The sequence below is a fragment of the Arthrobacter sp. LAR12-1-1.1 genome (assembly GCF_040676555.1).
Taxonomy (GTDB): domain Bacteria; phylum Actinomycetota; class Actinomycetes; order Actinomycetales; family Micrococcaceae; genus Arthrobacter.
In genome coordinates this window covers 67,793-83,067 of record NZ_JBEGIG010000056.1, presented here as the reverse complement: position 1 = coordinate 83,067, position 15,275 = coordinate 67,793, and the positions used below count along the sequence as shown (strand labels likewise).

Genomic DNA, 15,275 nt, shown 5'->3' with positions numbered 1-15,275 from the left:
AGAATGAGTTTTCGAGACAAGACGGCCTACTGGCGCCGCGCGCTGTGGCACGCCCGCCAAGGCGGCATGGGACAGGTCAAGAGCTACCTGCACCGCAGCACGGCCGAGCGTGACGAGGCCAGCCTGGCCGGTGTCCGCGGCGCGGAAGGCGCCTGGCGCGGAATCGGACGCGGCCGCCACCTGATCTTCAGGGAAGCTGCTGTTGGAGTTGCGCAGCCGCGGAATCCGCAGCTGCGCGTGGGCATCATCATGGATGACTTTTCCGCGGCGGCGTTCGCCGCCGAGTGGACCGTCGTGGCGCTCAGGCCCGACGGCTGGGCGCAGCAGCTGCGCGACGAGGCGCTGGACTTCGTCGTCGTCGAATCCGCGTGGGCAGGCAACGCAGGGCTCTGGCGGGGCAAGATCACCGGCCCCGCCGGCCCTTCGGCGGTCTTCCGCGAGCTCGTTGACGGATGCCGGGTCTCCGGAGTCCCGGCGGTGTTTTGGAACAAGGAAGACCCGCCGCACTACGAGGACTTCCTGCCCGCCGCGAAACTGTTCGATCACGTCTTCACGACCGATGCCAACATGCTGCCCAGCTATCGGGAGGACCTGGGCCACAGCCGGATTTCCGTGCTGCCCTTCGCCGCGCAGCCCCGCATCCACAACCCGGCCCGGCCCCGGCACGGCTGGCACGCCCGCGAGATCGCCTTCGCCGGAATGTATTTTGCGCACAAATACGAGGACCGCCGGCGCCAGATGGAGTACCTGCTGGGTGCAGCCGTTGACGCGACCGCGGGCAAACGCCCCGGTTTTGAGATCTTTTCGCGGCAGCTGGGCAGGCAGCCGCAGTATCAGTTCCCCGGAATCCTCAAGAAGCACGTTGTGGGGTCTCTGTCCTACAAACAGATGCTGACCGCCTACAAGGCGTACAAGGTGTTCCTCAACGTCAACTCCGTCACGGACTCGCCGTCGATGTGCGCCCGGCGGATTTTCGAGATCACCGCGGCTGGCTCCTGCGTTGTCTCGACCCCCAGCGCGGCCATCACGGAGTTCTTCCCGGAGCGGGAAATCCCCACGGCGGACAATCGCGAAGACGCCGCGCACCTGCTGAGGGCACTGACCGCAAACCCGGACTATGCCCAGCGCCTCGTCCACAAGGCCCAGCGCAGAATCTGGGCGGAGCATACATTCAGCCACCGGGCACAGTCCATCGCCGCTGCGGCACGGCCCTCGCTGGCCGCCCCGGCACCCCGCGCCCAGATCTCTGTCCTCGTTTCAAGTTTCCGCCCGCAGCAACTCGAGCATGTCATTGCCGGGGTGGCCGCCCAGCAGGGCGTCGATGTCCAGCTCGTGTACCTGGCCCACGGTTTTGAAATAGACGAAGCCGCGTTCCGCCGCAAGTCCCAGCTGGCCGGCATCGCGGACACCGTGGTCCTGCATGAGCCGCAGCAAACGGTGCTCGGTGAGTGCCTCAACGCCGTCGTGGCGCGTGCCGACGGCCGGTTCGCCACCAAATGGGACGACGACGACATCTACAGCCCCCTGTACCTGGGCGACCAGGTCCACGCCATGATGTATTCCGAGGCCGAGGTGGTGGGAAAGCGGGCGCATTACATGCATCTGGCCGGAGCTGGTGCTACGATCCTGCGCAACCCGCAATTGGAACACCGTTACGTGGAAGCAGTCTCCGGACCTACAATTTTCGCCGCCACTGACACGTTCAGGCGCTTTCCGTTCCAGCAGCTGCAACGTGGAGAGGACTCGCGCTTCCTGACCGACATTGTCGAGTCGGGAGCCCGGATCTACTCGGCGGACCGTTTTAACTACTGCCAGATGCGCGGCGCCAACGTGTCGTCGCACACCTGGCCCATCACCAATGAAGAGCTTTTGGCTACTTCAAAGATTCAGTTCTTCGGTTCACCCGAAGACCATATTTTAGTTTAGGGAAACATGGACGAGACGATTTTTGATGTTGCCGTCATCGGACTTGGCTACATCGGCCTGCCCACCGCGGCCAGCTTTGCCGCCAAAGGCAAGCGCGTAGCCGGCGTCGATGTGAAGCAGTCGACCGTCGACGCCGTCAACCGGGGAGAGGTTCCCTTTGTGGAACCCGATATGGGTGTGGTGGTCTCAGGTGCGGTCAGCCTGGGCAACCTCGTCGCCATGTCCACCGTGCCTGTGGCCGACGCGTTCATCATTGCCGTGCCCACCCCGCTGGCGGAGGGCAACGGCGCCGACCTCTCCTACCTCCGCAGCGCCCTTGAGGCCCTCGCGCCCAAGCTCCGCGGCGGCGAACTCGTGGTCCTGGAATCGACGTCGCCTCCAGGCACCACCGAACGCCTCGGCACCTACCTCATGGAACTGCGGCCGGACCTGTCCCTCGAAGCGGGTCCCGGACTAAACCATGTCCACATTGTGCACTCGCCGGAGCGCGTTCTGCCGGGCCGGATCATGGTCGAAATGGTCACCAACGACCGCGTGATAGGAGGCCTCACCGAAGAGGGCGCCCAGCTGGCCAAGCGGCTGTACGAGGTGATCTGCCAGGGTGAAATCCTGCTCACGGATGCCACCACCGCTGAAATGACCAAGCTGGTGGAAAACACCTTCCGCGACGTCAACATCGCCTTCGCCAACGAGCTCTCACTGATTTGCGACAACTTGGGCATCGACGTCTGGAAGCTGATCGAGCTGGCGAACCATCACCCGCGCGTGAACGTTCTTCGCCCCGGCCCCGGCGTGGGCGGACACTGCATCGCGGTTGATCCCTGGTTCATCGTCGACGCCGTCCCGGAGCACTCCGCCCTGATCCGGACGGCCCGCGAAGTCAACGACTCCAAGCCGTACCACGTGGTCCGGCAGGCAGTGCAGACACTGGCCGACCAGCCGGGCGCCACCGTGGCTGTCCTCGGCCTGGCCTTCAAGGCCAACATCGACGACGTCCGCGAGTCGCCGTCGGTGACGATCGTCCAGGAACTCGTCCGGCAGCTGCCTGACAGCGCCATCCTGGTGGTTGACCCGAACGTCGAGGAACTCCCGACGGCGCTGGCAGCATCCGGCCTCGCCAGGCTCCACGGCATGGAGGAAGCCGTCGCCGCTGCGGACCTCGTGATGCTCCTGGTGGACCACGATGAATTCCTGACCCTGGACGCCCTGTCCCTCGAAGGAAAACTCGTCATCGATACCAAGGGCATTTGGAACCAGCAGGAGCCCGCGGACGCCAGCCGGCCGCACACGCCCGTAGGGGCCAGCGTCGGTGGATAGGGGAAGCCACGCCGTGTCAGCGTCCATTGAGGAAGAGCTGCGCCATGCCGGCTTTGCACTCAAGGCCCTGCACACGCCGCGGCGCGAGACCCCGCTTGTCCGGATCCTGATCCGGGCCGCGAAGGCTACGGATCTGAAAGTTGCTGGAACCGTCGCCTCGCTTTTCGGCTCTGCTTGCCAGGACTTCGCCGTCGACATTCTGGTCGAGGACGGCAGCCGGCCCAAGCTGGAAGACTGGCTCTCCACCGACCGCCGCTTTTCGTTTCTCCGGGCTGACGGACAACAGCTTGCCGAGTCCGCCTACACGCTGGTGCTCAGCGCCGGAACGGCCCTGGGCCTGCACTCACTGGAAGCCATGATCGACACCCTGCGCCAGACCCAGGCTATGGTCCTCAGGGCCCTGGTGGACGGGCAGCCGGGCGCAATCGAACTGTGGCAGACGGCGACCCTTCGGGAGCTGTCGGAAGCCGGCGACCCGGAGAAGTCCGCGCGCAGTGCCGGTGGCGAACGCTGGGTTTCCGGCAGCGCCCTGGGCCTGCACGATTTCCGGCGGCCCAAGCCCAAACTGCACCTGCGCAAGGGCGCCGCGGCAACCCTTGACCTGAATATCGTGGTCCGGGACCTGGCCGACAGCGCCACGCGCCTGGACTATGAGCAGAAGATCCGCCTGCTGGAGGCCCGTCTGAGGAAGTCCGAAATCGAGCGCCGCCGCCTGGAGCAGGGGCTTGCCCCGAACCGCGGCGTCTCGCGTGCCCGCGCTATTGCCCGCAAGGGCCCGGCCTATATCCTTGGCCGGCTCAAGGCCCGCACAGGCCGGGCGGGGAGCTAGCAGCATGCAGATCAAGAGCGTCGCGGTCGGCTCCGCAGACCACTCCATGGCGCAGCTGGCGTTGGACCTCGGGCTGGACTACGCCCGCACGGACTGGGAGCACCGCGATCCCCGGAGCGGGGCCGACTGGGATCATGCCCTTCCTGCTGATCAATTGTGGTGGGACAACTACGTTGTGCAGACGCAATCGCTCTCTGAGGCTCGGATGCTGCTTCCCTTGTTCCGCAGCGAGGGACAGGCGCAACGCTTCGTACTGGTCATCCGCGGGCTCTTCCCGGCCGCCGACCTGCCGGTCTGGACTCCGCGCAGCCTCCAGGTCAAGGCCGGCACATCCGCCATGACCGTGCCGGGGCTCGGTTTCGCAGTGGTGGTCGAAGGCGGCAAATGGGTGAATGTGCATGCTGCGGCCCTCGCCGCCTTGGGCTGCTGTTCGCCTGCCGCGCCGCGGCCGGTGCTGGGCGGACTGCGGGTCGGCATCACCGATCCCGCCGCCACCGCCTGGCTCGCCGGCGACGCACTCGGCAGCTTCATGACCGAAGAGCTCCTGCAGCCCGAGCCGGATGACATCTATTCCGTCGACGTGCTGATCGGACCCGGCGAGCTCACCCAGCAGCTCAGCGAGCAAGCCTCGGACCAGCCCTTACGTGTCACACCGCCGGTCTGGACTCCGCCGGGGACGGTACTGCCCCCTGTTGACACCGCCGTCGTGTCTCCCCTGGGATTCCTGCCGTACCCGGATAAGGCGACGCGGGCACTCCGGCCGATCGAGCTCGGCCGCCGGGGAGAGCTGAGCGAAGCCGATCTCGCGGCCCTCCGGGAGCACAACTACGTTGAGGTTGATGGAGACCTCTTTGGCGGCCTGGACTGGCAGCTGGCGCGGCGCCTGAGCCAGCTGGCCGTCGCGGGCGTGCCCCTCTTGACGACGGCGTTGCCTGCCCCCGTCCGGTCCCTGCTCGGCGAGCAGCTGGTGGACCGCATTCAGGCCTTCGACGCCGGCGACCCCCGGGTGCTGCGGGAATCGAAGTCGATCGAGCTTCGACGGACGGCCTTGGACCTCTACAGCCCGCGGGCCGTCTGGAACACTCTGCTGGGCCAGCTCGGCAAGCCGCTGCTTCCCGTGCCCTCCGTGAGCGTGGTGCTGGCCACCCGCCGGCCCGAGAAGCTGGTATCCGCCCTGGACCAGCTGGCACGCCAGAGCTGGGAGGCACTGGAAGTGGTGGTGGTGCTGCACGGGTTCGACACCGACCTGCCCGAGGTCCGGCGCGCCGTCGAGGCGTTTTCCGGCGAGCTGCAGGTGCGCACCGTTCCGGCCGACATGATTTTTGGCGACGTGCTGAACGCCGGCGTGCGCGCCGCCAGCGGCGATCTCGTCTGCAAGATGGACGACGACGACTGGTACGGCCCGCACCACCTGCGCGACCTCGTCCACGCCAAGGAATTCAGCGGCGCCACCCTGGTGGGCGCGCAGGTTGAGTTCGTTTACCTGGAGAGCCTGGACATCACCACGCGCAGGCCCCCACTCGGGGAGCAATATTCGGACCACGTCGCGGGCGGCACTATAATGCTCGGCAGGGATGAGCTGCGTCAGCTGGGAGGATGGCGGCCCGTCCATCGCGCCGTTGACCGCTGCCTCCTACAAGCAGTCCAGGCCTCCGGGGGACTCATCTACCGCTCCCACGGGCAGAATTACATGATGCACCGCCACTCCGGGGCGGATTCGCACGGCGGCCATACCTGGAATCCGGAAGACAGCATCTTCTTACAGAGTGTGGCCGAACAGTGGGACGGATTCCAGCCGCCGCCGCAGATCGACGCTGTTCCGAGCTCACCTTCCGGAGCGCGGCTGGGTTCCATGCGCAGCCACTTCGCCCGGGTGCCAGTTCCAGTCCCGGCTCAATCCGCACTTACTACTCACTCGCATACTTAGAAGGCTCAGGGAATGAAATTTCAACAAGCTCTCCGCAGAATTGCGCGGCTGTCCCCGAAGAAAAAGGTGGCCGCCGCCGCGTTCGCCGTCCTCCTTGCCTTGGTAGTGGTGGCTGCATACGCACGCAACCCGTGGCTCCTAGGCCTGCTGGTGCTGGTCTTCGCGGCCGCGCTGGCCGTCGGCGCGCTCTACGTGGACCGTCTGCTGAAGGCGTCCCGGCGGGCGGCGAAGCGGGCATCTGCCGCACTGGCAAAGCCCGCTCCGGTTCAGCAGGACACACGCCCCGGTGCCCTTGTCGAGTGGGGTGCACGCTCCCGCATCCCGGAGGCGCGGCTTGCCCAGCGCCTCACCAAGCTGCGTTCCGTTGACGGCCGCGATATCTTGGTCGCCACGGCAACCACCGGCCAATGGGGCTGGCGGGACATGGCCGTAGCCCTGGAAATGTACCGGATCGGGGGGAAGACCCGTCGCAGCGTAAAGCCCGTCCTGGACAAGACACCGCGCTCCGTGCTGCTGCACTTGGGCGACCTCTGCTTCCGGCAGAACATCCTCCAGGACGACATCCTCAACGCAGCCACGCTGTACAAGTACGTCTTTCAGCGACTCGGAGCCAAGCCGTTCCGGGAAAAGCGGCGCGGGGAGTTCTTCCTTGACGCCTTAGCCCGGACCGGGCAGGGGGAGGAAGTAATTCGGCTTCAGGGCCTCTACAAGGCCGACGAAATGAACTCCAACGACCTCCACCTCTACCGGGCCAACGCAGCCAACCCGTTCAAGGACAATTCAGTCGATGTCGACGAGTGGCTCGCCGAAATCAACGACATCTACCAGCTGGCGGGGCTGTCCCGGCTTTCGCTGGCCGAAGGTACCGCCCCGGCCTTCCTCCGCCTGCAGGCGGAAGCGCCGGCACCGGTCACGGACGGACCTCTCGTCAGCATTGTCATGCCCGTCTACAAGCCGGACGAGTACACGGATCTCGCGATTCAGTCGGCCGTCGACCAGAGCTACCGCAACATCGAAATCATCATCGTTGACGACGGTTCCGGCGGGGATGCGGCCGAACGGCTCAACAAATGGCCGGCAGTGGACGGGCGCATCAAGGTGGTGCTCAACGAGCCCAACGCAGGTGCCTACACGTCGCGCAATATTGGCTACTCCATGGCCCAGGGCGAGTTCATGACGATTTTCGACGGCGACGACTGGCAGCACCCGCAGAAGATCGCCCTCTTGGTCCGGGGGTCACAGGAGCAGACCGACGGAAGACTCGTGTCCGCTCCCTGGACGCGCGCGGACGAAGACCTTTTCTTCCACTACCGCGGATGGCGCGGAGCCTTCATCACGCCGGCCCACGTATCCACAATGTTCCACACTCCCACCATCCGGGAGCACTTGGGTCACTGGGATTCCGTCCGCAAAGCCGCCGACACGGAGTTCATTCTCCGCTACCAGGCCCTCGTCAATAGCGAGGAGCCCTTCGAGGTAAGCGAGGCGCCCTTGACGCTGTCCCTCGTCGGCGCCTCGAACCTTTCCATGGAAGATTTCCGCCTCGGCTACAGGTCGCCGGACCGCGTGTCCTACCGTGACTCTTACGAGCACTGGCACAAGAGGATCGAGGCGGGCGAACACTCCGGCTACCTGGACTTCCCGCTTGCCGAGCGGGTGTTCCCGGCACCGTCCCGGTTCCTGCCGGCGGGTGCGAAGCAGCAGGACCTGGAACTTGATATCCTGCTTGTCGGCGATTTCGGCGCTGATTCCCTCGTGGGCGTGCTGATGCTGGAACATCTGGCGTCTGCGGTCGGAAAGGGGCAGCGGGTTGGACTCATGCACTACCCGAGCATTCTTCACACGGCCGCCATCGACCGGTCATTCTCTGACGAGGTCATGGAGGCTTTCCATGACGGGCGTCTTGTCCGGGTGGAGGTTACGGACCGTGTGCAGTCTGCCGCGGTCAACGTCTACGATCCCACCGCGTTCCAGTACAGCCGCGAGTTGCGCAGCGGGCATGCGGCGGAACGAGTGTCTGTGTGGACAGACGAGCCGCCCTATAACTGGGAAACGGATGAACACAAGTACGAGGTCGGGACTGTGGAACGCAACCTGTTGGCCGTGTTTGGCGGCCCCATACGGTGGATTCCGCTCAATGAACGGACACTGCGGATCATCACGCAGTCCGGGCACGGACAAAAGTCCATCGGCGACCACGTGGCGCAGCCGGACACGCTGACAATTCCCGACACCCCGGCGGAGGAAGCTCCGCTGGCACTGACAGGCTCCAATGTGGGCGCTTTTGAAGCAGGAGAGGCTCCGTGAATTTGCAAAACACCACCCAGGAAACGGCTTGGGATGAGCGGAACAATGTAGAGATCCGCCGCATCGCCTCGGCCAGCGAGATTGACCACAATGCGGCGGAGCCGTATGAATTCGTGGTCCCGGCTGCTTCCGGCGGTCCGCTCGATATCGTGGCACTGTACGCGCCCAGAGTGTCGAAGACTCTGATCGTCACTTTCCACGGCTCACTGCAGCGGTCCAAGTACCAGCTCCCGCGCTTTGAATGGCGGAAGTCGCTGGCATCCATTGACGCCGCCCAGCTCTTTATCGCAGATTCCAGCCTGAACCTCAGCAGCAGCATTCCGCTGGCGTGGTACGTCGGCAATGAAGCACAGGACCTAACCTCGGACGTGGCAGAGCTGATCAAAGAGATTGCAGCGGTCGCAGGATACGAGCGAATCCTGCTGACCGGCTCCAGCGGCGGCGGCTTCGCATCATTGGCCATCTCCCGGCAGATCAGCGGTTCCCTGGCTGTTTGCTTCTCGCCGCAAACCCGAGTGGGGGACTACGAGCGGCAGGCCGTTCGGACCTTCTCCAGGGTCTGCTTTCCCGAGTTCGAGAGCTACGACAGCATGGAAGAGAACAACCGCATGCGGCTGGACCTTCGGCACCTCTACTCAAACACGCGGGACCGGAACTTCGTCTGGTATGTGCAGAACACCCTTGATGCCTCGCACTTCGAGAAGCACTACACCCCCTTCGCCGAAGCGCGCGGCGTGGATCCCGTCCTGGGCGGACTGGACGAATCCGGCCGCATTAACTTCGTGCCGCAGGAGCTTCAGGAAGGGCACGAACCGCCGTCCCGCGGACGCTTCCGCAGTAACGTCCAGGATGCGCACAAGGCGTTCTTCGGTGAGGAGCTCGGGGTCCTCGCCGACGACGGGAAATGAGATTCGCGTAGAAGCCCCGCAATAACCGTGGTCAGCGTCGATGAGGCCGGCTGACGACGGCTCGCTGTCCGGATCACGGGCGGCGAGTTGGAGCCAGATTGATGATGCTGCCGCCGGACGGCACGCCAGCTAAGTTTGCAACAGACTAAGGAAACGTGACTAATGAACGCCTCGAGCCAAGTCCTTGACCCCATTTCAGCCCGCAGCCTGCGGCTGATCAAAACGGAAGTGTTCGACGCCGAGTACTACGCCGCAGAGTGCGGGAGGGACTTCGTCTCGAAGACGGCGGCTGCACGTCACTTCGTTCAATATGGCATGAAGGCTGGACTTAGCTTCCATCCATTGTTTGATCTTGGGATGTTTCCGGCGCCCGTTCGGGACCGTTACAAGACCGGCGATGTCGAGTCCCTGCTGGCCTACCTGCGGAGCCCGGAGTCGCGCGAGCACCCGTGGTCTTGGCTTTTTGACCCCGCTGGACTCGACGAATCTGGCACAGCGGGTTCCGTGCTGCTGTCACGGTACCGTCCCGGTAAGGCACGAGCCCTGCCCGTTCCAGACAAGCTGCCCGGCTCAGCCCCGGCTTGGCCGGCAGTAAGGGCGATCGTTATTGCCCACGCCCTGACGGCCAAGACTTACGAGGTTGGCAAGAAACCGCTGCGCCTCCCTACGTGGTCCGAAGTGACGGAGAAGGAATGGCTTCAGAGCGTCAAACATGTACCTTTGGCGTCAAATGGGTCGGCACCGGTAGTGAGCATCGTCATGCCTGCTTGGAACCGGGAAACTGCGATTCTGGATGCCATCGAGTCGGTACGCCAGCAGAGCCTCAAGGCGTGGGAACTCATCGTAGTCGACGACGGCAGTACCGATGGGACGCGGGACGTCGTGCGCGCGTACGCACTTCTGGACAGCCGAATCCGCTTGATTGAGGCGGATCACCTGGGAGTCTGCGCAGCCCGAAACCGGGGTATCGAGGAGGCCCGGGGAGATTTCTTGGCCTTCCTGGATTCCGACAACACCTGGCGACCGGATTTTCTTAGGAACATGCATGCCGGGCTCATTGCCAGCGGCGGCCAGGCGGGCTACTCTGCCGTACGCATGCTGAACGGCCGGCTGGAATTCACCGGCCAACCCATCACGGCTGATCAACTCTTGGTGCGCAACTACGTGGATCTCAATGTTCTCGTGGTGCGGACGTCCTTTATCCGGGAGTTGGGCGGTTTCGACAACTCTCTGCGCCGCTGGGTTGACTATGACCTCGTCCTTCGGATTACCGAGACGACCAGCATCGAGTACTTCCCCTTTATCGGTTGCGATTACGTAGACGACGACAACGATGACAGAATCACCCGCAAGGAGTCCGGGAACTGGGAATACGCGGTACTGGGCAAGAACGTTCAAGGGCGGTTTGTTCCTGATTCTGTTCCGGAACGGGTGAGGGTTCCTTCCCTGTCGGTAATAATGCGCATCACGGAGAACATCGACCAGGCGATCCGGAATGTTCGCCGGATCCAGGAAACTGTCGACGCCGACTTGGTCGAACTGGTTGTGCTCGACGAGGTCCAGGGCTTCCGCACTTCGCTGCGCCTGCGGGCCGCTCTCGCTGGCCTGTCCGGCTTAAAATACATCAAGCTGCCGCGACGCTACACGGAAGCGATCGCCTACAACATTGGTTCCGTCCACGCTGACGGAGCGAACCTACTGTTCGCCAAGGAAAATGTCGAATTTCGCGCCGGTGCCCTAGACAAGCTCCTGGAACAGCTTGACCATCCATCCGTCGTTGCGGCACAGCCCCTGTTGACCGATCCCGCTGGAGTCGTCGTCTCCGCTGGCGCTGTTGCGCACCGCAACAGCCTCGCCGTCCCCTTGTTCCGGGGCTTGAACATTGCCGATGCCCGGCGCCACGGCGGCAGGGTGGTTGACGAGTTGGCACCAGCCGCCTTTGTGGTGCGAAGGGAGGCGTTCGAACGGCTAGGACGATTCAATACGATCTTTGCCGGCGAAGCGGCAGTGACCGATTTTCTGCGGAGGCTCGGCAACTCCGGGGCAGGGGAGTTCGTCGTGGAGGGCGCAGCGGTCGCAGTAGACCATTCGGCGGATGCTTATGCGGAGCACCCTTCCTTGTCCGCCGCGGATGCGGATTGGCTGAGTGCATCCAAGGAGCCTGCGCGGCCGGTTGAAGCCCACTACCGTGACATTGGCCTGGACGTCGTTGCGTTCACTGCGCCACGAAACCCGAGGCTCCAGCCTGCGGCGCCGGTAGTCGTCAGGCAGACCTCCGGGTCGGATCCGGCGGAGCGTCTGCGATGGGCGATCAAGATCGGCGCTGAGTTCAGTGTCGGCGGAGACCGCTGGGGCGACGTTCCGTATGCGGCGGACCTTGCAGAGGCACTCACTGCCCGCGGCCAGGAGGTTGTGGTCGACAGGGCCGCAGCCCTCGCGCGGCCCTCCAATCACCTGGACGATGTTGTGGTGGTCATTCGCGGCCTGCACCGCTGCGATCCTCAGCCAGGAAAGACAAATATCCTGTGGGCGATCAGCCGGCCGGACTTGATTGCCAAAGAAGAACTCCTTGAGTTCGACCTCATTTTCGGGGCGTCCGGAATCTGGTGCGAGTATGTCCGCAGCGAGTGGGGGATCGAAGCCCATTACCTGCCTCAGGCCACGAATCCGAAGCGATTCCACCCGACGGCGGCGACTGAGGGAAGCCCCCAGTTCGACCTGACTTTCGTGGGGGGCCCGCGAAAACCAATTGGGCGCAAGATCGTCGCCGATTGTGTTGGCCTTGGCCAAAATGTCAGTGTGTGGGGCCCCCGGTGGGAGCAGTTCATCCCGGCAGAATTGGTGGTGGCCGATTTCATCGACAACGATGACCTTGCTGCTGTCTACAACTCGTCCACAATTGTCCTCAACGATCATTTTGAAGACATGGCAAGGTGGGGCTTCGCCAACAACCGCCTCTACGATGCCGTGGCCTCCGGTGCGAGGGTGATCAGTGACGACGTGGACGGTATCGACGAGATCTTCAAGGGCGCCGTCCGGACATATGCTTCGCTCGAGCAGCTTGCCGAAATTCTGGCTGATCCGAGCGGCTTCCCCGATGATTCGGAGATGGCTGCTATCAGCCAGATGATCCGCGACGAACACAACTTTGACAAGCGTGCCGAGACCCTGCTGGAGGCAGCCCGGGCGCACCGGAAATCAGTGTCGGATGGTGCCGACAACGACAGCACGCCTGCCCTGTAGATACGACTGTTCGCCAAGGCAACGGGAACCAACTGAGAGACCCGCACATGAATAACAGCACATCGCCGCTTTCCCACGTCTTTATTTCCCAAGCTCACTTGGTAAGTTACGGCGGTTCGGAAATGGTCACTTTGGAGCTCGCGGAGCATTTTGCTGCTGCGGGCTCCAAGGTAACCATCGGAACATGGAGCGCTGGCAGGCCGGTACTGTCGCATTTGACCGACCGCGCCAATATTTCCTACTTCGACATCGACGACGACCAGCTTTCAAAGGTGCTAGAGAGCGATCCGCCGCAACTGGCATGGATCCATCACCAGATCGTCCCTCAGTGGCTCCTCCAGAATCCGGGCGTGACGGCGTTTGTGTTCAATCACATGTCGTCTGCCCACCCTCTGGAATCGTCGTGGTCAGCAGTCGTGGAGGCCAAGCTTGCGGGCTTGCACGTCTACAACTCTGCAGAGACCTTGGAGGCGCATCTCGCAGACGGGGCGGCAGAGGCGTTTGACCCGGCCCGGATGAAGGTATTTGCCAACCCCGCCCCTGATGCCTTCGGAGCGGCGGGCAAGCCGAGCCGGGGCAGGAAGCAGTTGATCGGCGTCGTTTCTAACCATGTCCCTGGCGAGCTGGGTAAGGTGCTGGAAGACCCGCCGGCCGGAGTGGATTTTTTGCCCATTGGCAGTGGCGATGTGGCCAACTCGGTCGCCGCCCGCGTCACGCCCGAGACGCTTGCTGCGCTGGACGGGGTGGTGACAATTGGCAAGACGGTACAGTACGCGATGCTGGCCGGTGTGCCGGTATATTGCTACGACAAGTTCGGTGGCCCTGGCTGGCTGGATGCTGAAAACTTTGCCGTGGCGGAATTCCATAACTTTTCGGGCAGGGGCTTCGCAGTCAAGAGTCCGGAAGATATCGCAACCGAACTGGCCAGCGGCATTGAAGCAGCGACCGACTTTGCGGTCGAGTTGAAGTCCGGGGACCTGTCGAGATTCACGCTGTCGACTGCTCTTCAGGAAGTGTTGTTGACATTGGACGAACGCCCGGCGGCGCCTTCGACGCTGGAAGGAGCAGAGGCGAGTGCGCATTCGCGGCAGCAGAACCTGGTCGGACACTACGTGCGGAACTGGCTCCGGGCAACCCAACGACTTGCCGGAAGCCAGAAGTAAGCCCTGGGGCAGCACGAGAGGACTTACGTCTTTCGCGACGGTAACCGAAGACCCCGGCAGACTGAATCTGCCGGGGTCTTCGGTTATGCCGCTAGCTCGTGCCTGGGATCCTCGGTGGCCGTACCAGGAACCGCTCGATTGACTGCGCGATGACATAGTCAGGACGGACGTCCCGCACGTAGTCCATGTCGACGGTGTTTTCCCACTTCAGGTGGTATTCGCTGAAGAGACGGGCGAACCACCAGCTCAACCGGGTTGGGCTCGTCACGCTACCGAAGAATGAGTTGCCAAAGACAACCACCTTTTTCTTGATCGGCGCGCTCTCGTTAGTCCAGACGTTGTGCGAGCCGACGAAATTTCCCGGACTATGAGAGAACGCGAGTTCGATTTCTGGATCACCCAGTGTTCCAGGGGCAGGAATTTGCTGCTTGTCCCAGAGCGGGATATCGAAGAACTTCGGCGCCAGATCGCCGTTGCGGTATATGGTTCCCGTCAGTTCGACTCCGTCAAGAATGGCTGGATCGCAGCCGGGGAGCCGATCCAGAAGTGCACGTGCCATTGCCAACGTGCCGGCCGGGGAACAATGAGTGTCGTTCCGCTGCCAAGCTCCGATATCACCCGACCAGCCCTCGAACATGCTCAGGAAACTCACGTAGTTGGGCTCATTCGCCATGAGTTCATCGAGGCGACGGTACAGCGGGGTCGGGCCAGTTATTGCCAGCGGGGCGAGGTGCCGCAGGGCCGTCAACTTCTCGGGTATGACGACCTGAAGGAACGGGATTCCCAGATCGTCCAGCACCTCGCTGTTGGTGCGGATCGCCGAGGCCCACATAGTGGCCCTTTTTTCCAGCAGGGCCTCCTCCGCCGCGTCTTCGGGCGCCCTGTACTGGTCTCGCAGCGCGTTGCTGCCGCCCGTCAGGAATAGGTGGCCGTCCTTGCCAATCTGTCCGACGTCGTCACTGGACCGCAACCCGACCGGAAATCCAAGGTAGGAGAGTTCGCCTGCCTCCGACGACTCCCTCACTTCCGCGAAGTGCTTTGAGAGCTTGAGTTCGTTGACTTCGAGGGCATCAAGTATCACCTCGCGCGCACCCCTGACGTTGGCGGCCGAGGCCCGGACGAAATCTGCCAGCATCTGGTGGTAGGCGCTGCCACCCAGCGGAATGAAACTCCTCACGCCGTCGGCCACCGCAGCTACTTGGTGAGCCTTCGCCAGGACGTTCTGACTCTGGACAGGTGTCTCGAGAGTCAGGGTGAAGGACTTGTTGGCCAGCCCCAGAGCGGAACGGACGTCCGCGCGTTCGGCACCGAAGACAGCTTTTCCAACCTGTTCGCCGTCGAGATCGAGCCAGAGATCCGGGTCTTCACCGCCCTCTCCTACTTGAACCCAGCCAGTGAGCGACCGCTTGTTCGGTGAGATTGAATCGACGTAGCCTTTGAGCATTTTTCCCTCATCACTGTTTTCTGGACTCGATTCTTCCACACCAAGGGCGCGCTACTCGCCGGGTGTCGCGGGCCGTGGTCGAGGCCAGTGTGCCTTCAGATGCTGGGCCTCCAGGGCCTTCCCGGCTGTCCCCGCCGGGAGCGTACGCAGCATGTCCGCCGCCAGCGTAGGATATGCGATGAGATCACGCCGACACTCTGATGGGTCAATT

General features: G+C 63.3%; 9 protein-coding genes. 8 read left to right on the top strand and 1 reads right to left on the bottom strand.

The features are described 5' to 3' along the window. Window positions 1-3 precede the first annotated feature (3 nt). The 8 genes from MRBLAR12_RS20315 (at window position 4) to MRBLAR12_RS20280 (ending at window position 13,620) form a co-directional block, all read left to right on the top strand. A complete protein-coding gene (locus tag MRBLAR12_RS20315) occupies window positions 4-1,926 on the top strand; it encodes a glycosyltransferase (protein ID WP_229992703.1) in 1,923 nt (640 codons plus the stop codon). A gap of 6 nt (window positions 1,927-1,932) precedes the next feature. Beyond that, entirely contained in the window at window positions 1,933-3,243 is a 1,311-nt protein-coding gene (wecC, locus tag MRBLAR12_RS20310; RefSeq protein WP_290369325.1) for a UDP-N-acetyl-D-mannosamine dehydrogenase, read from the top strand. A gap of 13 nt (window positions 3,244-3,256) precedes the next feature. Then, window positions 3,257-4,072: a hypothetical protein gene (locus tag MRBLAR12_RS20305; RefSeq protein ID WP_364748010.1), complete on the top strand. Its 816-nt coding sequence runs from the start codon at window positions 3,257-3,259 to the stop codon at window positions 4,070-4,072. Window positions 4,073-4,076: 4 nt separating this feature from the next. Continuing rightward, entirely contained in the window at window positions 4,077-5,999 is a 1,923-nt protein-coding gene (locus MRBLAR12_RS20300; protein WP_364748008.1) for a glycosyltransferase, read from the top strand. Window positions 6,000-6,011: 12 nt separating this feature from the next. Further along, window positions 6,012-8,306, top strand: coding sequence for a glycosyltransferase family 2 protein (locus MRBLAR12_RS20295; protein ID WP_364748005.1), 2,295 nt, complete (start codon window positions 6,012-6,014; stop codon window positions 8,304-8,306). Further along, window positions 8,303-9,214 carry a hypothetical protein gene (locus MRBLAR12_RS20290; protein ID WP_364748003.1) on the top strand — a complete coding sequence of 304 codons (912 nt, stop codon included), beginning with the start codon at window positions 8,303-8,305 and terminating at the stop codon, window positions 9,212-9,214. The genes MRBLAR12_RS20295 and MRBLAR12_RS20290 overlap by 4 nt, the downstream gene beginning before the upstream one ends. A 162-nt stretch (window positions 9,215-9,376) precedes the next feature. Beyond that, on the top strand, window positions 9,377-12,457 hold the full coding sequence (locus tag MRBLAR12_RS20285) for a glycosyltransferase (protein ID WP_364748000.1): 3,081 nt from the start codon (window positions 9,377-9,379) through the stop codon (window positions 12,455-12,457). A 47-nt stretch (window positions 12,458-12,504) separates the two neighbouring features. Further along, window positions 12,505-13,620 (top strand): hypothetical protein, encoded by a 1,116-nt coding sequence (locus MRBLAR12_RS20280; protein ID WP_229992697.1) that lies wholly within the window; start codon window positions 12,505-12,507, stop codon window positions 13,618-13,620. A 91-nt stretch (window positions 13,621-13,711) separates the two neighbouring features. On the opposite strand, the gene MRBLAR12_RS20275 is transcribed toward MRBLAR12_RS20280, so the two are convergent. Beyond that, on the bottom strand, window positions 13,712-15,064 hold the full coding sequence (locus MRBLAR12_RS20275; RefSeq protein ID WP_229992696.1) for a hypothetical protein: 1,353 nt from the start codon (window positions 15,062-15,064) through the stop codon (window positions 13,712-13,714). Between the last annotated feature and the right edge of the window lie 211 nt (window positions 15,065-15,275).

Coding starts and splice junctions, on each gene's coding strand:
- MRBLAR12_RS20315 (WP_229992703.1), top strand. CDS start 4: ATGAGTTTTCGAGACAAGACGGCCTACTGGCGCCGCGCGCTGTGGCAC.
- wecC (WP_290369325.1), top strand. CDS start 1,933: ATGGACGAGACGATTTTTGATGTTGCCGTCATCGGACTTGGCTACATC.
- MRBLAR12_RS20285 (WP_364748000.1), top strand. CDS start 9,377: ATGAACGCCTCGAGCCAAGTCCTTGACCCCATTTCAGCCCGCAGCCTG.
- MRBLAR12_RS20300 (WP_364748008.1), top strand. CDS start 4,077: ATGCAGATCAAGAGCGTCGCGGTCGGCTCCGCAGACCACTCCATGGCG.
- MRBLAR12_RS20280 (WP_229992697.1), top strand. CDS start 12,505: ATGAATAACAGCACATCGCCGCTTTCCCACGTCTTTATTTCCCAAGCT.
- MRBLAR12_RS20295 (WP_364748005.1), top strand. CDS start 6,012: ATGAAATTTCAACAAGCTCTCCGCAGAATTGCGCGGCTGTCCCCGAAG.
- MRBLAR12_RS20275 (WP_229992696.1), bottom strand. CDS start 15,064: ATGCTCAAAGGCTACGTCGATTCAATCTCACCGAACAAGCGGTCGCTC.